The organism is Marinomonas ostreistagni (genome assembly GCF_016461785.1).
Classification (GTDB): Bacteria; Pseudomonadota; Gammaproteobacteria; order Pseudomonadales; family Marinomonadaceae; genus Marinomonas; species Marinomonas ostreistagni_A.
Window position 1 is genome coordinate 37,581 of the sequence record NZ_JAEMUH010000016.1, and the last position, 18,956, is coordinate 56,536.

At 46.5% G+C, this 18,956-nt stretch carries 19 protein-coding genes; 10 read left to right on the plus strand and 9 right to left on the minus strand.

From position 1 onward, the window contains the following. Window positions 1-167: 167 nt before the first annotated feature. The 3 genes from JHD44_RS15695 to JHD44_RS15705 all read left to right on the plus strand — a co-directional run bounded on the left by JHD44_RS15695 (window position 168) and on the right by JHD44_RS15705 (window position 2,907). The gene (locus JHD44_RS15695) at window positions 168-776 is read left to right on the plus strand and encodes a hypothetical protein (protein ID WP_199463714.1); all 609 of its coding nucleotides are present in this window, start codon (window positions 168-170) and stop codon (window positions 774-776) included. 12 nt (window positions 777-788) lie between these two features. Then, entirely contained in the window at window positions 789-1,466 is a 678-nt protein-coding gene (gene mtgA / locus JHD44_RS15700) for a monofunctional biosynthetic peptidoglycan transglycosylase (RefSeq protein ID WP_199463715.1), read from the plus strand. A 163-nt stretch (window positions 1,467-1,629) separates the two neighbouring features. Beyond that, window positions 1,630-2,907, plus strand: coding sequence for a hemolysin family protein (locus JHD44_RS15705; RefSeq protein WP_199463716.1), 1,278 nt, complete (start codon window positions 1,630-1,632; stop codon window positions 2,905-2,907). Between the two features lie 18 nt (window positions 2,908-2,925). On the opposite strand, the gene JHD44_RS15710 is transcribed toward JHD44_RS15705, so the two are convergent. Further along, on the minus strand, window positions 2,926-3,630 hold the full coding sequence (locus JHD44_RS15710) for a lipoate--protein ligase family protein (RefSeq protein ID WP_199463717.1): 705 nt from the start codon (window positions 3,628-3,630) through the stop codon (window positions 2,926-2,928). A gap of 139 nt (window positions 3,631-3,769) precedes the next feature. Here JHD44_RS15710 and JHD44_RS15715 point away from each other — a divergent pair, with 139 nt between their 5' ends. The 5 genes from JHD44_RS15715 (at window position 3,770) to JHD44_RS15735 (ending at window position 10,034) form a co-directional block, all read left to right on the plus strand. Continuing rightward, window positions 3,770-4,807 (plus strand): alpha/beta hydrolase family protein, encoded by a 1,038-nt coding sequence (locus tag JHD44_RS15715; RefSeq protein ID WP_199463718.1) that lies wholly within the window; start codon window positions 3,770-3,772, stop codon window positions 4,805-4,807. A gap of 131 nt (window positions 4,808-4,938) precedes the next feature. Beyond that, entirely contained in the window at window positions 4,939-6,840 is a 1,902-nt protein-coding gene (locus tag JHD44_RS15720; protein WP_233402215.1) for a B12-binding domain-containing radical SAM protein, read from the plus strand. A 164-nt stretch (window positions 6,841-7,004) separates the two neighbouring features. Further along, window positions 7,005-7,907 carry an MBL fold metallo-hydrolase gene (locus tag JHD44_RS15725; RefSeq protein ID WP_199463720.1) on the plus strand — a complete coding sequence of 301 codons (903 nt, stop codon included), beginning with the start codon at window positions 7,005-7,007 and terminating at the stop codon, window positions 7,905-7,907. A gap of 16 nt (window positions 7,908-7,923) precedes the next feature. Further along, a complete protein-coding gene (locus tag JHD44_RS15730) occupies window positions 7,924-8,709 on the plus strand; it encodes an IclR family transcriptional regulator (RefSeq protein ID WP_199463721.1) in 786 nt (261 codons plus the stop codon). 68 nt (window positions 8,710-8,777) lie between these two features. After that, a complete protein-coding gene (locus JHD44_RS15735; protein ID WP_199463722.1) occupies window positions 8,778-10,034 on the plus strand; it encodes an MgtC/SapB family protein in 1,257 nt (418 codons plus the stop codon). Between the two features lie 10 nt (window positions 10,035-10,044). Here the strand turns inward: JHD44_RS15735 and JHD44_RS15740 are convergent, their stop codons facing one another. Continuing rightward, window positions 10,045-11,082, minus strand: coding sequence for a histone deacetylase family protein (locus tag JHD44_RS15740; RefSeq protein WP_199463723.1), 1,038 nt, complete (start codon window positions 11,080-11,082; stop codon window positions 10,045-10,047). A 127-nt stretch (window positions 11,083-11,209) separates the two neighbouring features. Here JHD44_RS15740 and JHD44_RS15745 point away from each other — a divergent pair, with 127 nt between their 5' ends. Continuing rightward, the gene (locus JHD44_RS15745) at window positions 11,210-11,587 is read left to right on the plus strand and encodes a glutathione S-transferase N-terminal domain-containing protein (RefSeq protein WP_199463724.1); all 378 of its coding nucleotides are present in this window, start codon (window positions 11,210-11,212) and stop codon (window positions 11,585-11,587) included. A gap of 145 nt (window positions 11,588-11,732) precedes the next feature. Here the strand turns inward: JHD44_RS15745 and JHD44_RS15750 are convergent, their stop codons facing one another. The 4 genes from JHD44_RS15750 to JHD44_RS15765 form a co-directional block, all read right to left on the minus strand. Further along, a complete protein-coding gene (locus JHD44_RS15750) occupies window positions 11,733-12,449 on the minus strand; it encodes a hypothetical protein (RefSeq protein WP_199463725.1) in 717 nt (238 codons plus the stop codon). 257 nt (window positions 12,450-12,706) lie between these two features. Continuing rightward, window positions 12,707-13,780 carry an alkene reductase gene (locus JHD44_RS15755; protein ID WP_199463726.1) on the minus strand — a complete coding sequence of 358 codons (1,074 nt, stop codon included), beginning with the start codon at window positions 13,778-13,780 and terminating at the stop codon, window positions 12,707-12,709. Between the two features lie 169 nt (window positions 13,781-13,949). Further along, window positions 13,950-14,723 (minus strand): amidohydrolase family protein, encoded by a 774-nt coding sequence (locus JHD44_RS15760; RefSeq protein WP_199463727.1) that lies wholly within the window; start codon window positions 14,721-14,723, stop codon window positions 13,950-13,952. Between the two features lie 105 nt (window positions 14,724-14,828). Next, window positions 14,829-15,653 carry an AraC family transcriptional regulator gene (locus tag JHD44_RS15765; protein ID WP_233402217.1) on the minus strand — a complete coding sequence of 275 codons (825 nt, stop codon included), beginning with the start codon at window positions 15,651-15,653 and terminating at the stop codon, window positions 14,829-14,831. A gap of 154 nt (window positions 15,654-15,807) precedes the next feature. On the opposite strand from JHD44_RS15765, the gene JHD44_RS15770 reads away from it, so the two are divergent. Then, window positions 15,808-16,713 carry an N-acetylmuramoyl-L-alanine amidase-like domain-containing protein gene (locus JHD44_RS15770; protein ID WP_199463728.1) on the plus strand — a complete coding sequence of 302 codons (906 nt, stop codon included), beginning with the start codon at window positions 15,808-15,810 and terminating at the stop codon, window positions 16,711-16,713. Between the two features lie 57 nt (window positions 16,714-16,770). On the opposite strand, the gene JHD44_RS15775 is transcribed toward JHD44_RS15770, so the two are convergent. The 3 genes from JHD44_RS15775 to JHD44_RS15785 all read right to left on the minus strand — a co-directional run bounded on the left by JHD44_RS15775 (window position 16,771) and on the right by JHD44_RS15785 (window position 18,866). Further along, window positions 16,771-17,220, minus strand: coding sequence for a PA2169 family four-helix-bundle protein (locus JHD44_RS15775; protein WP_199463729.1), 450 nt, complete (start codon window positions 17,218-17,220; stop codon window positions 16,771-16,773). Window positions 17,221-17,374: 154 nt separating this feature from the next. After that, entirely contained in the window at window positions 17,375-17,983 is a 609-nt protein-coding gene (locus JHD44_RS15780) for a LysE family translocator (protein ID WP_199463730.1), read from the minus strand. Window positions 17,984-18,038: 55 nt separating this feature from the next. Continuing rightward, a complete protein-coding gene (locus JHD44_RS15785) occupies window positions 18,039-18,866 on the minus strand; it encodes an AraC family transcriptional regulator (protein ID WP_199463731.1) in 828 nt (275 codons plus the stop codon). Between the last annotated feature and the right edge of the window lie 90 nt (window positions 18,867-18,956).

Below are 18,956 nucleotides of genomic sequence, written 5' to 3' on the forward strand. Positions count from 1 at the left end.
AAAGTATTGAAGAATACTGACCTCAGTGACCGGTGTGATGGCTAATGCAAAACAACGCTATAATTTTGCAAGTTTTTACGTCATAAAGTGCTTAAGCTATTTGGCAAAGTCATTATAATGCGCTGTGATACCTCACTTCTTACGGTTACATTATCAAGGAACGTTATATGACCGCCTTATCGTTATTAAAAACCACTTCTGCTATCTCAACACTTTTACTCATTACGGCCTGCTCAACTTTCCAGAAGACGGGTGTTTTTGAACAAAATGAACTCAACCAACGCCAGATTGGCATGCACTTTACTCGCATGCTGCAGTCGGAAGATTGGTTAGCAAACGAATATCGCACTTACCTTAACAAAAAGGGTAATAAAGCGTTTGCTGTTTTTTGGAATGAGGCTGGACGCCCCATTGCAAGTGGCTTTGCAGATGACAAACTTTCGATCGACATTGCACGTAAAGAGGCACTCAGGCTATGTCAGGCTTACAGCCGGTCACAACGTGCCAACTGTCTGGTTGAAGATCAGGAAGGGACAAATCGCGCCCCCTTGAATCCAGCCGATTATCCCAAAGAAATCATTGCTTATCGTGACGTTGACCACTGGCAAGACTACTTATCGACCTCAGGACATAAAGCCATAGCAGGCAACCGTTCTGGAGTCCTAGGCGGCTCTGAAGGAGACACCAAGCAAGAAGCTGAGTTAAATGCCCTGTCACAATGCAAAATAAACACTCATGCTTCCATATCACACTGTTACATCATTGCATCGGAGTAACGTCAAAACCTTATGGCAAAACCTAAATCTAAAATGCTCCGCTGGCTCTGGTCCATTATCTGGAAGCTAGCCCTACTACTAGTATTGGTTTTGCTACTGTTTCGCTTCGTGCCACCTCCGACGTCAGCATTTATGTTGCAAAGTTCTTACCCCGTGCAACAGTCATGGGTAGTGATCGATGAGCTACCCAGTTACATGCCTCTCGCGGTGGTTGCTTCTGAGGATCAACGCTTCCCAAATCACTTTGGGGTCGACTTCACCGCTATCAGCAATGCACTGGAAGATTACAGCGATGGCGAAGGTCTGCGTGGCGCCAGCACTATTTCCCAACAGACCGCCAAGAACCTATTTCTCTGGCCTGGACGTAGCCTTATCCGTAAAGGCTTAGAAGCAGGGTTAGCGATCAGCTTGGAAGCCATCTGGGGTAAAAAGCGCATCCTTGAGGTGTATCTCAACATTGCTGAATTTGGCAAAGGCATTTACGGCGTAGAAGCCGCTAGCCAACATTACTATGGTCGCTCAGCACGTGATTTATCACCCAACCAAGCGGCTCGTTTAGCCGTATTACTGCCTAATCCACAGCAGCGAAATCCGAATCGACTCAGCGTCAACTTATTTGAAAGAGTGCAATGGATTGAGCGTCAAATGCGCCAATTAAGCGATGCTCATCTCAATGCAATACTTCACTAAAACTTCTTACAAAATAAACATTGATTGATCACTTTTTAATCCTATAATGCGCGTGCTTTTCATGGGAAAAGCACCGTCAATGGAAGCCAGAACAAGGCTGATCGCACTGCTCCAAACAACGGTTTTATATCGTTTTCGTATGCTCTACGATTGAGGAATAGTGATGAATGACCTACTCTGGATTGGTTTGTTGATTTTATTCGGCGCCTTGTTTGCCATGTCAGAAATTGGCATGGCTGCAGCACGTAAGATCAAACTACGTGTCATGCTAGAAGACGGTAATGAAAAAGCCGAATCGGTGCTTGCATTGCAGCAAAACCCTGGCGCGTTTTTCGCGATGATTCAAATCGCTCTGAACGCCATTTCCATCTTAGGCGGTATCGTCGGTGAACAAGCCCTAACGCCGTATATAAAAGACATGGTGGTCATGTTTTACCAAGGCCCCCTGCTCGACCAGATCAGCTTTATGCTGTCGTTCTTGGTGTTAACCTCGCTGTTTATTCTTTTTGCTGACTTGTTACCAAAGCGCTTGGCCATCATCATGCCAGAAGCGGTCGCCATCAAGATGGTCACGCCGATGCGCTGGATTACCTTTGTGTTAATGCCAATGGTGTTCTTGTTCAATGGTATTACCAACGCCATTTTGCGTTTATTTAACCTACCTACAAAACAAGAAGAGTTGGTCACAACAGAAGACATCGTCGCCATGATGGACGCCGGTGCAGAAGATGGCAGCCTACAAAAGCAAGAGTATCAATTAATCGGTAACGTATTTGAGCTGGACAGCTTGACCATCGGCAGTGCCATGACGCCCCGCGATCAAATTATCTATTTCGACGCAGAAGAAAGCAGCGCTGCAATCAGCCAGAAAATTATCGAGCATCCACACAATGACTTTCTGGTCTGTGATGGCAACCTCGACAAAATCCTAGGGGTCATCGAGTCTAAGGAAATCCTGCGTATGGTGCTTAAAGGCGAAACAGCTCGCATTTTACCCGACCAAATTGACAAGGATTTGTTCTATCTACCAGAAACCCTCACCCTTTCAGAGGCGTTAAATGCCTTCAAAGTCGCGCCTCAGCCCTTTGCCGTGGTGGTTAACGAATATGGCACCGTGGTGGGGTTAGTGACGGTAAAAGATTTATTAAGTAGCTTTATGGGCGACTTAATCACACCACAAGACGCCGAGCAGATCGTAAAGCGCGATGAAAACTCTTGGCTGATCGAAGGCTTAACGCCAATTATCGATGTCATGCGCAGTCTAGACATTGAAGAGTTCCCAGACCGTAATCAATACGAAACGTTAGCAGGATTTGTGATTTATAAATTAAAGCGCCTCCCAAAACGCACCGACGCTTTTGTTCACGAAGGTTATAAGTTTGAAGTACTCGATTTAGAAGGCGTGCGCGTCGAACAATTGCTGGTGACTAGAATTCCCTAGGAGCAAACCCATAAACGCTCACGCCACGGGTGCGAACGCTTGGATTAATTGCTGATATAAGCTCTGCTCACTTGGCAGTGATGCTAGATGGTCCGCTAAACAGGTATGAGCATCCGCTTTCACTTGCTCGTCAATGTGATTAAGTGCGTTGCTCAAATTGATCGGATAAATCAGTTGCTCAAGGTCTGCCTCGAGTAAGATGCAAGCCTGCGCCAAGACAATCTTTTCCCCTTGTTGTCCTAGCATGACGCGCTGTGCGGTTCCCACCACTTTTTGACCCTTAATATTAATATTGTAATCCCCATCACAATAGGAAAATGGCGTGGCATGGACTTCGGTTTCGATGCCAAGGGCCTTAAAAAAGCGCTGTAATGCAGCACAAAAACGTTTGTAGCTGTCTGAAATTGAATAAGGCTGATTTGTCTCCCAAACATACATATGCGACACGTTTAACACCCCCGCCACTTGCGGTACGGGGGCTCCTCCTGTTCTGCGTGACAATATTTGCCAACCCTTTTCATGCAACTGATCGATCAACTCAGGAGTGGCCAACCACTTCTTACTAGCAGGCAACACCACCGTTGGCTCAGGTGTTTGCCACAGCAACAAAGCTTGCTGCAACGTGTTTTGCTGAACCTTTTTTAACAGCTCACTTTCTTTTTCAAACGCACGCTCTACGGTGGTGTTAGGTAACTGAATAATGCGGTTTTTACGTTTTACCATAGTTAGTTCTGCCTTTCTAAAAACCTATGATGGCTGACCTATATCCCTTTTTAGGACATCCTACATCAGGATCGAGGACTCCTTTACTCTAAATTCCAGTGATTATGGTGACTCAATTTAACTACTATAGGAGCCACTAATGAAAATCCACCGTACGATCTCTACTGCCTGTCGCTACTTAACTTTGCTTTTGTTCGCGCAACTCGCTTCCGCTGTAGAACTAAATAATGCAGTAGGCATACAGCACCAAACTATTTTTAATGATTCATATCGGCCACTGGATATTACCATTTGGTATCCAACTTCGGCAGAGAAAGAAGCTACATTAACAGCCGATAATGCTGCATTCCAAGGCACACTAGCAGCTAAAAATGCTCCCCTGAAAGTGGGCAACTACCCGCTGATTCTATTATCCCATGGCTATCGCGGTCATTGGCGTAATTTGAACTGGTTGGCAGACCTTCTCGTCAAAAAAGGCTATCTGATTGCAGCTGTGGATCACCCTGGCACTTCTACATTTAATCATGATGCAGACATAGCGGCACAATGGTGGGAACGGCCAAAGGATATTTCTCGAACACTTGACTGGCTACAACATTCTGTATGGAGTTCATATATTAACTCCGAGCAGGTCAGTGCCATTGGTCACTCTCTAGGCGGTTGGACGGTGATGCTCCTCGCTGGCGCATCAGTGGACGCACACGCAATGCGAACCTTTTATAACAAGCACCCTAACCCTAGAATTGAAAGCGTAGCAAATGAAATGAAGTTGGATAACCCCGAACCAATGCTCGCAGGCCTTGAAGACTCGCGTATTAACAAAATCGTTAGTTTGGACCTCGGACTGGCACATTCATTTTCAGTCGCCAGCTTAAAGCAGATTTTGCCTTCGGTAATGGTACTAGGAGCAGGCATCGATATTGGGGATTTACCCGTAGATATTGAATCTGGCTTTATCGCGCGATCACTAGAGCTACCGACAAACCGCTACAAAATTTACCCAAAAGCGACGCATTTCAGTTTCATGCAGCTTTGTAAAGCAAATGCTTATGAACTTTTAGAAGCAGAAGAACAGGGGGATGGTATTGTTTGTTTAGATGGCGAAGGCGTCACCAGAGAGCAATTACACGATGAAATTTTCCAAGATATCAGCCATTTTTTAACGTCTGAAGAGTAATCATTTAGCCCCTTATTAGATTAAGGGGCTCGCGCCTTTCTTGTGATTAAATGCTAAAATCTCCACAAATTATTAGCTTATCTCCACTCTTCAATAGGCCTGCCATGACCGTTCTTTTAATGACTCCTCCAATGACTCAGTTGAATACCCCGTATCCTGCGACGGCGTATCTAACGGGCTTTTTGCGCTCCCGTGGCTACGAGGCAGTGCAGCGTGATCCAGCGATTGAGTTGTTCTTAGAGATGATGACGGCACAGGGCTTGGACATCATGCGTCAGCATGTGGAAGAGAACTTCGAGTCCTTCGATGACGATGAGCTACCGGATGCGATTTACACCTTCCTCGCCGAGTTTGATCGCTACCGTTTATGCGTTGAACCGGTAATTCGCTTCTTACAAGGCAAGGATTCTAGTCTTGCTATGCGCATTAACTCGCGCCGTTTTCTACCAGAAGGCCCAGCCTTTGATGTGATTGAGCAGATGGAGTCCGTGTCTGGCGATGTACTGAAAAGCGCCTTTGGTAACTTGGGCGTGCAGGACAAGGCTAAGTACTTAGCGACCTTATTTATCAATGACTTATCAGCCGTCATTACGCAAGGGGTCGATCCCTATTTTGAAGTGAGTCGTTACGGTGAGCGTTTGGCCGCAGCCAACCCAACCTTTGACGATCTGTACGATACCTTGATGGGGGAGCCGAGCTTTAGCTCAGAAATCCTTGAGCAATTGGTCGAAGCCTACCTTGAAGAAACTCAACCCAGCGTGATCGCGCTAACCGTGCCTTTCCCAGGCAATATGCTGGGAGCGCTGCGCATTGCACAAACCTGTAAAGAGATTAACCCTGATATCCCGATTGTGATGGGCGGCGGTTTTGTCAATACCGAACTGCGCGCGCTAAAAGACACCCGTGTGTTTGAGTTTGTTGATTTTATCTGTGTCGACGATGGCGAACGTCCGTTTATGACCTTGCTGGATTACTTTGATGGCAAGTGTGAAGTCGATGACTTAGTACGTACTTACTTCCTTGCTGAAGACCAAGACGGTGAGCCGTTCGTGTACTTCAACGACAACAAAGATCTAAAAGACATTCCGCAAACGGAAGTCGGTGCGCCAGTGTACGATGGTTTGCCACTGACGGAATATTTGTCTTTGTGTGAAATGCTCAACCCGATGCACCGTATTTGGAGTGATGGCCGCTGGAACAAGCTGACTATCGCCCATGGCTGCTACTGGAAGAAATGTAGCTTCTGTGATGTGAGCTTGGATTACATCGAACGCTACGACTATGCTGGTGCCGATATCTTGGTCGATCGTATCGAACAATTGATCGAAGAAACCGGTCAGACCGGCTTCCACTTTGTCGATGAAGCGGCGCCACCTAAAGCGCTGTTTGCTCTAGCGGAACGCTTAATCGAGCGTGGTGTGATCATCAGCTGGTGGGGCAATATTCGCTTTGAGAAAACCTTCACCCCAGAGAAATGCCAACTCCTAGCGGACTCTGGCTGCATCGCCGTTAGTGGAGGCTTGGAAGTCGCCTCGGATCGTCTACTGAAACTGATGAAAAAAGGCGTTAGCGTCGAGCAAGTGGCCCGCGTCACCAAAGGCTTCAGTGATGCCGGCATATTGGTGCATGCCTACCTGATGTACGGCTTCCCCACACAAACCGAGCAAGAGACTGTTGATGCGCTAGAAATGGTGCGCCAGATGATGTCCCACGGTTGTTTCCAATCGGCTTACTGGCATCGCTTCGCCGCCACCATTCACAGCCCTATTGGTATCAACCCAGAAGAGTATGGCATTACCTTGGCTGAACGCCCTGAAACCCTATTCGCCGAAAACGATGTGGACTTTTTCGACCCCACTGGCACCGACCATGACATGCTCGGCAATGGTTTACGCAAAGCCCTGTACAACTACATGCATGGCATTGGCTTTGATCAGCCTATGAGCTTCTGGTTTGATCAATCAGTGGCACGACCCACGGTGAAAAAAGATCTGATCAGCAAAGCCTTTAGTAACCTGATTGCTAGCAGCTAATACTTCTTCTCCTAGACAAACGTTCCACTCAGTGGAACGTTTTATACTTTCCCATTTACCTTTTCTAACTTGATCGCAATCATAAACAGGCAGTTCAGCGACTGCGCTGTGTATGGCCGTACTCAGATGTCTTCCCAATAAAAATAACAGAGTGGACTCAGACGATGATCAAACAACTCTCTCAATGCACCCTTTTATCCCTTGGTTTGGTGGCGTTGCCGGTACTGGCAAAAACCCAAGTCATTACCCTAGGCACAGGAACACCGGTAACCAATCCTGAGCGCGTTGGCTCGGCTACTGCCGTGGTGTACAACGATAAAGCCTACCTGTTTGATATTGGTCCCGGCGCGGTGCACCGTACCATCCAAGCGGCCGCTAATGGCTTTCCGCAACTGCATCCGACCAAGATCGAAAACCTCTTCATCACTCACTTACACAGTGACCACATTTTAGATTATGGGGAGCTGGCATCCACCCTGTGGTGGCGTCGTGATAACCAGATTTCAGTGTTTGGCCCAAAAGGCATTCAAGCCATGACCGATGGCTATTATGAGATGCTACAAGTCGACTTAGATTTACGATTGCATGGTTTACAGCCAATAAAAGATCCCGAGCTGTATAAAACCAAAGTAACCGAGTATGAACACGGCGGTTGGGTCTTTAAAGATGGCGATGTCACCATCGAAGCGTTTGATGTGCCCCATGGCGATATTGAACCAGCCTTCGGCTATAAGATCACCACTCCGGATAAAAGCATCGTAATTTCCGGCGATACTGGCTACAGCGAGAAGCTGATTGAGATGGCAAAGGGGGTCGATATTCTGGTCCATGAAGTCATCAATGATGAAGCCTTGAAAAAGGTCTCGCCAGCGTGGCAGAACTATCATTCCCAAGCGCATACTCCCGCAGCAGAGTTAGCAAAAGTCGCCAAGGCTGCTCAGCCCGGTCTACTGGTGCTGACCCACTTACTGTTCTATGCTGAGCCAGTGCAATCCACTGCGGATCAAGTTCGTCAGCACTATGATGGTAAAGTTGTGCTAGCCAACGACTTGGATGTATTTGAATAATTTGCGAGCGTAACATATGACCCTAGCCCTTGACCGTGGCATCCAAATCTTAGCAGAGCTGGGTAATGCTCAAGGGCTAACCCTGTCGGAAGTATCGCAACGTACAGGGATTCCGAAAAGCACCACCCATCGCTTATTAAAACGTCTGACTGAACAGCACCTTGTGAGACAAAACCTGCTTGATCAACGTTACCGGAGCAATGTGCTATTACCGCAGCAGACAGAAGTGCATATTCCCCCAGCTGATCAGCCATTAATTGAAATCATTTGTCAGCATGCCGAAGCCCTTACCGATCAAGTCTTGTGGCCTTCTGATATTTTTATCCCAATTGATAATAAGTTGTTTCTGGTGGAAAGCACGCGCGCGATCACGAGACTTCACATTAATCATTGTCGTATTCAAACTGAGGTCAGTATGCTTCGTTCGGCAGCAGGTCGCGTTCTACTGGCATACTGTAATGAGAGTGATCGTGAACGTTATCTAGACACCATTTGGACAAATTCACCTTCTAACACTCAACAACAGTTTTACGAAACTTGGCCATCTTTGCACAAACAAATTCTTCAACAAGGGTTCGCATACCGCTCACCTTCTTATTTTGGTGAGCGAGGGGTCAATGATGGCCTTAGGGCCATTGCCGTTCCAATTATGTCCGACAGTAAGGTTAGAGCTTGTATTAACCTAGTCTGGCCTAACGTCTTTGCTGATGAAAAGACATTCGCTAACAATTATGCCGCTCTTTTAAAGCACACTGCCGCAAACATTAGCAATCATCTAAAAACTATAAACAGAGGATTCTAACTATTTATTTTTGCGCATGTGCTACGCTTTAAAATAAATAATTCAAATAAAAACAATAGGATGGTGCTATGCAGTCGAGTGATTTTCATACCATTGTGTTGTTAGCCATCGCGCTTTCACTGGGTTTACTGATTGGTGTTGAACGGGGCTTTAAGTATCGAGATCAAAAAGAAGGTTCTCGTATTGCTGGACTTCGCACTTACGGCCTGATTTCGTTACTCGGTGCAGTATCCGCCATGATCGCCAACCAACTTGGCGCTTTCCTTTTGGGGGTGTTCTTCATTGGCTTGGCCATCGCCCTAACCGCATCTTACGTGGTCAACAGTACCCGCGACCGAGCTTCGCTGACTTCCCTAATCGCATCTTTATTAGCCTTTAGTTTTGGCGCCATGGTCATGATTGGTTACGTAGTCGAAGCGGCTTCACTCGCTGTGATCACCACCTTGTTACTTAGCTTAAAAGGCGAAATGCACCGCTGGCTGTGGTTGATCGAAAAGAAAGAGCTCTGGGCGGCACTTGAGCTGCTGATCATTTCTGTCGTGATCTTATCCGTTATTCCAAATGAAGATATGGGGCCCTGGCAAGCACTGAACCCTTATGAAATCTGGTGGATGGTAGTGCTGATCTCCAGCATCTCATTTGTCAGTTACTTTGCTATGAAGTTCGCTGGGGCGAAAAAAGGCATCATGGCCACAGCATTGTTTGCGGGCTTTGCCTCTTCCACAGCGTTAACACTGCAGTTCTCACGTATGGCGAAGCAAGTGCCCCAAGCCTCACCACTGTTAGCAGCAGGCGTTCTGTTTGCCTGCGGCACCATGTACCCGCGAGTGTTGCTGGTCGCTAGCGTGATCAACCCCGACTTGCTGCAACCCCTTGCAGTGCCGACGTTAACGATGGCCATTTTGACCTATTTACCAGCGCTGTGGTTCTGGTACCAAGGCAATCAAAGTGTGCCTGAAAACGTCGCCCCGCCCGCTTCGCCATTGTCGCTTTGGTCAGCGTTAGCCTTTGGCGCACTGCTGACAGGTATTCTGTTGCTTAGCGCAGGATTACAAGCCACTTTAGGAGATGCCGGAGTGCTGTTATTAGCCGCAGCATCAGGCGTGGCAGATGTGGACCCAATCAACCTTTCTCTCTCGGGCATGAGCCGTGAAGGGCTAAGTTTGGATACAGCGGTATTGGGTATCGTAATCGCCGCAGGTGTGAACGGTATTTTGAAAGCTGGCTTAGTCAGTGGCATTGGCGGAAAAATAATGGGCATGAAAGCCAGCATTCCTTTGATCGTGGCCAGCATAGTTGGTTTATTACTGGCCACTTATGCTTGAGTAAATGGGACTAAGCCTGTTCAAAGCCTTCTAACACATTAACCACATTAGTGCCCAGCGCTTCGGTCGCATAACCACCTTCCATAATAAACGCGGTGGGCAGGTTAAGGCTTGCAAGCTGCTGTCCGACTTGGAAATAATCGTCACTTTTAATGGTGAATTTAGAAATCGGATCGTCTTCAAACGTATCCAAGCCAAGGGATATCACCAATGCATCGGCTTGGAAGTCTCGAATCTGCTCACTTGCTTTCTCCAAAGTGGATAACCACTGGGCAAAAGTCGTTCCGATCGGCAATGGAAAGTTCACGTTATAACCTTGACCCGCCCCTTCGCCAGTCTCATCCGCATGCCCCAGATAGAAAGGGTATTCGGTTTTTGGATCGCCATGAATACTGATGAATAATACATCGTCACGATCATAAAATAGGCTCTGGGTACCGTTGCCGTGGTGATAATCAATGTCTAGCACCACCACTTTTTTCATGCCTTGATCCAATAAGGCTTGGGCTGCCAGCGCGGCATTATTAAGAAAACAGTAGCCGCCCATAAAATCTCGACCAGCATGATGGCCCGGTGGTCGGCTGGCACTGAATACTGACGAATGGCCAGCCAACAGATAATTAGCAGCACTCACAGCAGCATCGGCCCCAGACTTAGCAGCACGCCATGTGCCCGCCGCTAATGGCGTGCCATTGTCCATCGAATAGAGTCCAAGCTTAGCGATGAAATTATCCGGCACGATATCGTCACGTAAGGTGCGCGTTGGCCAAACCGATGGAAAGGGTTGCAGCTCATGGTTTTTCTCATCCAATGCTACCCATTCCTGCCAAGCGTGGGTAATGAAAGACACGTAAGCAGGGTCATGAATTTTAGCGATCACCGATGATGCATCCGCCTGTGGCAATACACACTCGTGCCCCCTTGCCTGCAAGGCCGCCACAATGTTGTCTAAGCGCTCAACTGACTCAAAGCAAGGGACTTTCTCCCCCCGAAAGTACTCGTATTGAGGGTTATGATCACGGTAAGCATCGGATAAAAAACACAGCATGAAATGTTCCTTTTCATCTTAAGCAACAGAGCGTTTCCAAATCCTTGGTCGGAAATCAGCCCTTTGCCTTTATAAATTCAATTAGAGCAATCAAAATATCATTTAGTCGCAATGAAAGGAGCCCCCTATGAGCGCATTTACTCCCAAATTATATTTAAAGAACAATTGCCCTTTTTGCTTTAAGGTCATTATGTTTCTTACAGAAACACAACAAATGGATCAGGTAGAGATTATCAGTATCGACGGCAACAACGACGATGAAATGAACCACTATCGTCAAACATTAGAAGCCTTAACCAATACGAAAGCATCCTTCCCAACCGCAGAGTTAACAGAAAACGAACACATAACCGATTCCGATGCAATTGTGTCATTCTTTGCAGAAAAAGCAGGGATCGAAACAAGTCAAGCCAAAGGCTACCAGTTTTACCTAAATGGCTTATTTCCAACCTATATTGCCCGCTTTAAAGAATTAAAAGCTCTGAAGGAGAAACTAGAGGCCTAGCACCTATAGCAGTCAAGCCAATGTTTGCAGGACAACTCAGCCTACCACATCACAGATATTGAACAGTTGCTTGGAACTAAAAGACATGTTTAATTTCAAAGTAAGCAGCACAACACCAAATTGTGCTGCTTTTCTGGCTAAGAAATTAGCTAGAGAACAGTTGGCTTAGTACACTTGCAGCCGTACTTTCATTGGCACTTGACTGAATATCCGTATACATATTCAGAGCAGCCATTGCCGAACTGTTAGCAGAAGGTGGTGGAGGCGGTGGCATATTGCCGCTTTTATCTTCTTCTGCAACTTGCGTAATGAACTCTTCTACGGACATCCCCGCCTCTTCCGCCATAGCAACTACAGCATCAGGAGCACTTTCCGCTAGGGTTTCCGCATCAAATTCACCACTTTCCATCGCCTCAATCAGCGTCTCACGGTAAGCATCAGCCTCTTCAAGTTCGTCTTCTGTTAAAGACAACGCACTTTCAGATGGAGGCATACCTCCAGGCGGAGGTGGTGGTGCTTGTTCCGCCATCGAAGCGATCTCATCAACCAGCTCTTCTAAGTCCATTCCAGTTTCATCAGCCAGTGCTACCAGTGAATCTGGCGCAGAAGCAGCTAGTTCTTCCGCATCATATTCACCACTCTCGATGGCTTCAAAAATACTGTCTCGAAAGCTGTCGGCTTCGGTTTTTTCTTCTTCACTCATTGAAGAAAATGCCGACAACAGCTGTCCAATATTACTCACACTGACATCGGTACTGGTACTTTCTGTGGCAGTAGTAGAAGTACTACTGGACACAGTTGATGAGTACTGACTAGTGAGACTGGATAGGTCAAAGACAGAGCTACTACTATTAACTTGCATAGATAGTCTCCTTTTCTAATTTGGCAACCAGACCATTGATTGCCAAATTAGTAAGAGCAATTCTCATGCACACTTTTCGCTTTCTAAGCGCCACAAATGTAAGCTTTACGTAAAAATAGTGGACAAAATCAACCAAAAACCACACTAAATTAGATTTACCTAATTTAACGTGGGGTAAATTCCCACTATTTTTTAGTGTGAATAAAAAAGGGGTGGCAATTGCTTGCCGCCCCTCCTAAAAGCTTTACGAGTGCGTATTAATTCATAAATGGATAGTCTGTGTAGCCTTCTGCACCATCGGTATAAAACGTTTCTGGGTTCGGCTCGTTAAAACCGGCCCCAGCTTGAATACGCTCAACGAAATCAGGGTTGGCCAGTAACAAGGTACCAAATGCTACACTGTCCGCTTTCTCCGCTTGAAGCACTTGGTTCGCTTCATCAGGCGTATAGCCCATATTGACCATTAGGTGACCTTGGTAGGCTGAACGAGCAACCGATACTACGTCTGCATGCTGTTGGTCGAAAAAGTCTGCTCGCATCAAATGCAAGTACGCCAAGTCGTATTCATTGAGCATAGAGGCCAAGTATTTTGTCAGCGCCACTGGGTCGCTATCGCGCATATCATTGAAGCTATTTAGAGGTGACAAACGCACACCGACGCGCCCTGAACCAAATACGGACGTCACTTCATCCAATATCTGCTTCAAGAAGCGACTTCGGTTTTCAACAGAACCACCGTACTCATCCTGGCGCTTATTAGAGCCGTCACGCAAAAATTGGTCGATCAGATAGCCATTCGCGGCATGAATCTCTATGCCGTCAAAGCCCGCTGCTTTGGCATTCTCAGCACCACGACGAAAATCTTTTACGATCTCTTGGATCTCAGCCTGTGTCAGCTCGCGAGGAACCGTGTAAGGCTGCTTACCTTCAGGCGTATGAGTTTCACCTTGAATAGCAATTGCGCTGGATGAAACGGCATCCTTATGATCATTTAATAGCGGATGTGCTGCACGTCCAGCATGCCAAATCTGCATAAAGATTCGGCCTCCAGCTTTGTGCACTGCTTCAGTTGTCAACTTCCAGCCTTCTACTTGCTCTGCAGAGTACACACCAGGATCGTTGCCAAACGATGACGTACCTTCTGACACCATCGTACATTCGGTAATTAATAACCCTGTACTAGCGCGCTGAGCATAGTACTCTGCCATTAGAGCATTCGGTTGATGATTGATCGCACGAGTACGAGTCAGAGGTGCCATGATGACTCGGTTCGGGAGCGATAATTCACCTAGCTGAACAGGTTGAAACAACGCGGATTCTGATTGAGACATGTCTTTCTCCCATAAAATTTTATCTTGATGCCTCATAGATACGAGCAACACATGATCAATTCAATGGCAGACATATTCTTTACGAATTTGAATCGCTTTCAGGCCACAGTTGCTTTTGACCCGTTAAGAAAAACCAAATAAACGTGCAGCATTACGCCAGAAATACTTTTCACGCACATTTGGATCGGGTTTCAGCAAGCATCAACAGCGTGCCATAGTCCATGCGCTGTGGTGCAAGCAAAAATGGCCAATCCGATCCCCATAGCACTCGGTCCTCACCAAACGCTGCGAATAACGCGTCTACATAAGGTTTGGTATCGTCAAATGGAAAACCTTGCTTTGAAAACTTTGCCATCCCAGACAATTTAATTGCATGTTGTGCCTGTTGGCCCAGCGATAACAATGCTTGGAATGCTGCTGAATCTAAACCCTGCTCCAGCTCTGGACGGCCACAGTGATCAATCACCACTTGCGCTGGGGTGCTTTTCAAAATATCAACAAAGCTTAGTATCTGATCTCCTTGCAACTGTATCTGCGCCAGCAAACCATGTTCGTGCAAACGTGACATCAAAGACGAAGCATGACCGAAGTGCTCTTTGCCGTAGAAAGCCACATTGAACGTTACTCCTACTATTCCAGACTGTTTAAATAACTGCAGTGTTTCATCTGTGACATTCTTGGACACCACGGCCATACCTTTCAACCGACCATTAGAGCGTTCAATGGCATCCAGCAAGGCTTGGTTATCGTCTTCACCGTACCCAGAATTAGGACCAACCACCAAAGCATGTGAGACGCGGTAAGCGTCTAATACCTGTAAAAAATACTTCGCTGGGCTAATTTCATGGCCAGTTGGATGATAGCGATCTGGCTGGTAGGGAAAGTTTTCAGGGTCAAAAACATGATTATGACAATCAATTTTACGCTCTAACAACACAGACATAATAAAACCTTTATTTGCATAACAAAGAGACTGTGCAGTGTGCTTGAGCTGCAGTATCAGTTCTAGTGCTAAAGCGCTTTTCGAATCCGCTGCCGGATTTTTGGATCACCGAACTTCGGAAGGGGACACCCCAAAGGCTTGTTTAAAGGACTTACTGAAGTGCGCTTGATCGTAAAAGCCAACCTGCTGAGCTACCTCAGTGCCGGGAACATTGGACTTCAGAAGCTTCATAGCTTGCTCCAAACGCAATCGTGTCAGCCACGCATAAGGCGTAATACCGGTGGTGGCTTTAAAGTGACGCTGAAATTGCGTCGAACTTAAATCGCACAGAGCTGCTAGCTCTACTAAATGGATCGACTCAGATAGATGCGCCAACAAAAACGCTTTCAAGGTTTGCAAGGTAGAGCGCCCAAGTCGAGATGGCGGCAACGGTTTGAGCACACTGTAGCGTTGAATCAATGGTTCAAAGCTGTCGTAAGGTAAGCAGTCCTGCGCCAGTTGGCTGAGTGAGTTCTGACGCAATAGTTGGTGTGCATTGTCTAGGAATTGAAACACTTGGGCATCACGAATAACAGGCTGTTTAAAGCTAAGGCAGGATGGCGTTTGCGAGGTCTGCACATAACGTTCAAACCAATAAGGCTCAATGGCAAAAACTTGTGCTTTATAACCCAGCTCGTTAACTGAACAACCATCATGAAGTTCATCCGGAGGCATAATCACCAAGTCGCCGCGCCCTACTTGAAAGCGCTCACCTTGATAAGTGAAACTCTGCTGTCCACCTAGGATCAAGCCAATGTGGTAATCCAAGTGATAGTGACGTTTAAACTCAAACGACTGATATTGACCTTCAATAAGACTGACCGACTGGTCGGCCGTACTAAAATACTGAACTTGATCCATTACACCCATCCGTTGCCGAACGTTTAGCATAGCGAGAGTCCTCAACCATAGCGAAAACCATCCATGATTGCTTGTAGAAAAATGGCACTAATGCACTCATAAGCGCTTCAATGTTTGTAAGTCCGCTGGTTGATCCTTTTGAAATCAGGCACACTTTCTTTTTTTAAATAGTAGTGTTCTGGTTATGCAACGTTATCTTTCTCTTATGCTATTGCTTAGTCTGCTGACGGGCTGCTCTGTCTTTAAGCCACAGCCGCGAAACACCTTCATGGAAGAAATGGTTGCCTCACCATCTCATAAGCTCAGCGAGCGCATTATCCCTCTCAGCGAGCCTTTGTTGGGACTGCCCTATGTAGATGGCGGTTTAGGGGAAGGTTCTTTTGGTAAATTTGACCGCGATCCATTATCTCGCTTTGACCTGTTTGATTGCACAACGTTTGTCGAAACTGTCCTCGCTGGTGCCATGTCCTATTCACCTACTGAGTTTGAACGCAACTTGATTAAGCTTCGCTATCAACATGGCAACGTCGACTTTACTACGCGTAACCATTTCGCCAGCGCCGATTGGATCCCCAACAACCAATGGGCTTTACGGGATATTACGCTAGACATCGCACAAGACCGTACAGCATTTGCAGAGACCTTGATTGATAAACCAGCTTGGTATCAGGCAATGCAAGAGGATCGACTGCAAGGCTTACCCGATTCAATCGATAAAATAGATCAGCTTAAAACACTGCGTGAGGCTGGTAAAAAGCTACCTAAAATCTATGTACGTACACCTTACGTACCTCTAACGTTACTGAATCAACCCGCCGTGTTAGACCGCATTCCCTCTGGCAGCGTCATTAATATGGTGCGGCCTAATTACGATGTCACCCAATGGATTGGGACTCACCTTAATATTACGCATCAGGCCTTTGCTATCCGAAAGCAGGGCAAACTGTTTTTACGTCACGCCAGCTTACGTTATAAAAAGGTCGTTGATGAAGACTTTATAGAATACTTTTCCCAGTACGATGAAACATCTACGTTGAAGGGTTTCAATGTGCAGCAACCCATAGAACGAGCACTGGTGGCGGAGCATTAAAAAAGCGCTGCCTCAATAACCATTGAAACAGCGCTTTTACCTTTCAGAGAAAATGATTTAGTGCATGATGCCATTTTGCAGCATACGCATTTCATCATGACACTCTTTCATGCGAGTGTAGACACGGCGTAAAGTGGCTTCGCAATCTGCTGGTTGTTCTCTATTCAGTGCCGTATCGATTTCATTCAATACCTTGTCTTCCACTTCCTCAAGCTGGCTCACATAAGTTTCCGTGGATGAGGAAGACATCTTGTCGACTAAATTTGAGTAAGCTTTGCGGGCTTGAGTCATGGTATCTGAACCATTTTCTAATGCACCCGTTTCCGCCACGGCGAATTTCTGTAACTCGAACACTGCCTCTTCCTTGGCATCAATCATTCGGTTAAAGAAGCCAGTGTATTCTGGCTGATCAATTTTGCTTTTCGCTTCTTGATAAAACTCAATGCCGCTGTTCATAACTTTAATGATGTCGGCGATATGATGAACCTCAGTTGTTTGCGCTTGCATAACGTTCTCCTTGGTTACTTAAGTGAATCAAGCAGCACTCAATAAGTGCCTGCATGTGATTATTAAACTGGGAGAAAGAAGTACTGTTTTCAAGCCAATCGGCGGGATTGCACGACTCCTACACGGTTGTTTCAAGGTTTAGACAAAGGCTTGATTAAATAAGCCTCGCCATCAGCCCAACACCATCCAATAAGAACTGCCCAGCTAACAAAAGCATTAAAAACGCCATCAAACGTTGTACCCATGACATAACAGAGGGGTTGAGTACTAGCTGTTTTAATTGTTTACCCGCAAGAAAATAAGACGCTGGAGCACCGCCAGCCATCAGACCTAGCAACACCGACACCCAAAACACATTGATGCCTTCAATGTGAGCATTAGGGAATTGCACCGTCACCACTGGTAATACGACAATCATCGCCTTAGGGTTGGTCAGTTGCATAATAAGACCCGAGACAAACGTCATATCATGATTGGCGTTGGCCGCCTGTTGTGGACGATAGCTGGCGATCAGTAGCTTGAGAGCTAAATACGCGATATACAGGCCACCTAAACTGGCCGCGACACCTTGCATGATAGGCGTCACCATCGCACCACCAATGTAGCCCACCAATAGGAACAGAGTGCACATCGCTAAGGCAACACCACCACAGAAACGTAATGTCTGCCAGCCATAGTGGCTTACCCCAGAAAACAGTGACAGCATATTGACTGGGCCAGGGGAGTACATCATCACCAGTGCAAACAGTAGAATTTCAAGCATAGGATACCCTCCAACGGGCTATGTCAGATTCAAGAGATAAACGGAAAAGTGGGCGCTAAGGAATCAGAATTAACTGCTGATACTGACGCGGGGTAATGCCAAATACTGGCTTAAAGCGACGATTAAAATGGCTTAAATCGTTAAAGCCTAAGCGATTAGCGATGTCGGAAACTGGCACACCTGAACGAAGTGCTTGGCGGCCTCGGTTAATACGAATATTGAGCCAGTATTGGTGTGGCGTCATACCAGTATATGCTTTGAAGAGTCGCAAAAAATGATACTTCGACATGCAGGCCACTTGGCACAAACTGTCCAAAGACACTTCGTCTTGATAGTGATCTTGTAAATACTCTTTGGCGCGTTCCAGCCGCGACTGGCGTTTGACGTCACGGCTCAGTTCTCGCTTAGACTCGTAACGCACTAACTGCTCCGCCAGCTCAAACATCAACATGGTGTATTCACTCGACGTTGCGCCTTGGGACTCAATTAATCGCGCCAGCCGCAAAATACGATCCTGAACTTGAGGATCGCTAAAAACCGTTTCGTTAACGCGAAAATGTTCCGCATGCCGTACATTCAACGCCTCAAAGTGCGGCACAAATAGCTCTGGGTGGACGTAAAGCATTTCATAAGTCAGCATTGCATCGCCACCTGACTCACCATCATGAGCATCGCCAGGATTCAGAGCGATCACCTGCCCAGGATTACTCTTGTTCAATTTTCCATTAGCAAAGAAATCCTGACGCCCCGACAGAGTGACCCCAAAAGAGTATTCTTCATGAGCATGATTACCGTAGGAAAAGTTCGTCATTGACGCTTTCAACAGCATCACATTGTCTAGTGCTTGGTTATTAAGAAATTGAAACTGATTCCCGTCCGACATCTCCCCTCCTCTTTGCAAATGCCCAAGATACCGCTTCAGAGTAGCGGAAAGACCAACAAACGTATTGGATAAAATTGCGCATCTATCATC

Coding starts and splice junctions, on each gene's coding strand:
- JHD44_RS15695 (WP_199463714.1), top strand. CDS start 168: ATGACCGCCTTATCGTTATTAAAAACCACTTCTGCTATCTCAACACTT.
- JHD44_RS15715 (WP_199463718.1), top strand. CDS start 3,770: ATGAAAATCCACCGTACGATCTCTACTGCCTGTCGCTACTTAACTTTG.
- JHD44_RS15705 (WP_199463716.1), top strand. CDS start 1,630: ATGAATGACCTACTCTGGATTGGTTTGTTGATTTTATTCGGCGCCTTG.
- JHD44_RS15770 (WP_199463728.1), top strand. CDS start 15,808: ATGCAACGTTATCTTTCTCTTATGCTATTGCTTAGTCTGCTGACGGGC.
- JHD44_RS15780 (WP_199463730.1), bottom strand. CDS start 17,983: ATGCTTGAAATTCTACTGTTTGCACTGGTGATGATGTACTCCCCTGGC.
- JHD44_RS15775 (WP_199463729.1), bottom strand. CDS start 17,220: ATGCAAGCGCAAACAACTGAGGTTCATCATATCGCCGACATCATTAAA.
- JHD44_RS15785 (WP_199463731.1), bottom strand. CDS start 18,866: ATGTCGGACGGGAATCAGTTTCAATTTCTTAATAACCAAGCACTAGAC.
- JHD44_RS15745 (WP_199463724.1), top strand. CDS start 11,210: ATGAGCGCATTTACTCCCAAATTATATTTAAAGAACAATTGCCCTTTT.
- JHD44_RS15730 (WP_199463721.1), top strand. CDS start 7,924: ATGACCCTAGCCCTTGACCGTGGCATCCAAATCTTAGCAGAGCTGGGT.
- JHD44_RS15720 (WP_233402215.1), top strand. CDS start 4,939: ATGACTCAGTTGAATACCCCGTATCCTGCGACGGCGTATCTAACGGGC.
- JHD44_RS15750 (WP_199463725.1), bottom strand. CDS start 12,449: ATGCAAGTTAATAGTAGTAGCTCTGTCTTTGACCTATCCAGTCTCACT.
- JHD44_RS15755 (WP_199463726.1), bottom strand. CDS start 13,780: ATGTCTCAATCAGAATCCGCGTTGTTTCAACCTGTTCAGCTAGGTGAA.
- JHD44_RS15725 (WP_199463720.1), top strand. CDS start 7,005: ATGATCAAACAACTCTCTCAATGCACCCTTTTATCCCTTGGTTTGGTG.
- JHD44_RS15710 (WP_199463717.1), bottom strand. CDS start 3,630: ATGGTAAAACGTAAAAACCGCATTATTCAGTTACCTAACACCACCGTA.
- JHD44_RS15760 (WP_199463727.1), bottom strand. CDS start 14,723: ATGTCTGTGTTGTTAGAGCGTAAAATTGATTGTCATAATCATGTTTTT.
- JHD44_RS15735 (WP_199463722.1), top strand. CDS start 8,778: ATGCAGTCGAGTGATTTTCATACCATTGTGTTGTTAGCCATCGCGCTT.
- JHD44_RS15765 (WP_233402217.1), bottom strand. CDS start 15,653: ATGCTAAACGTTCGGCAACGGATGGGTGTAATGGATCAAGTTCAGTAT.
- JHD44_RS15740 (WP_199463723.1), bottom strand. CDS start 11,082: ATGCTGTGTTTTTTATCCGATGCTTACCGTGATCATAACCCTCAATAC.
- mtgA (WP_199463715.1), top strand. CDS start 789: ATGGCAAAACCTAAATCTAAAATGCTCCGCTGGCTCTGGTCCATTATC.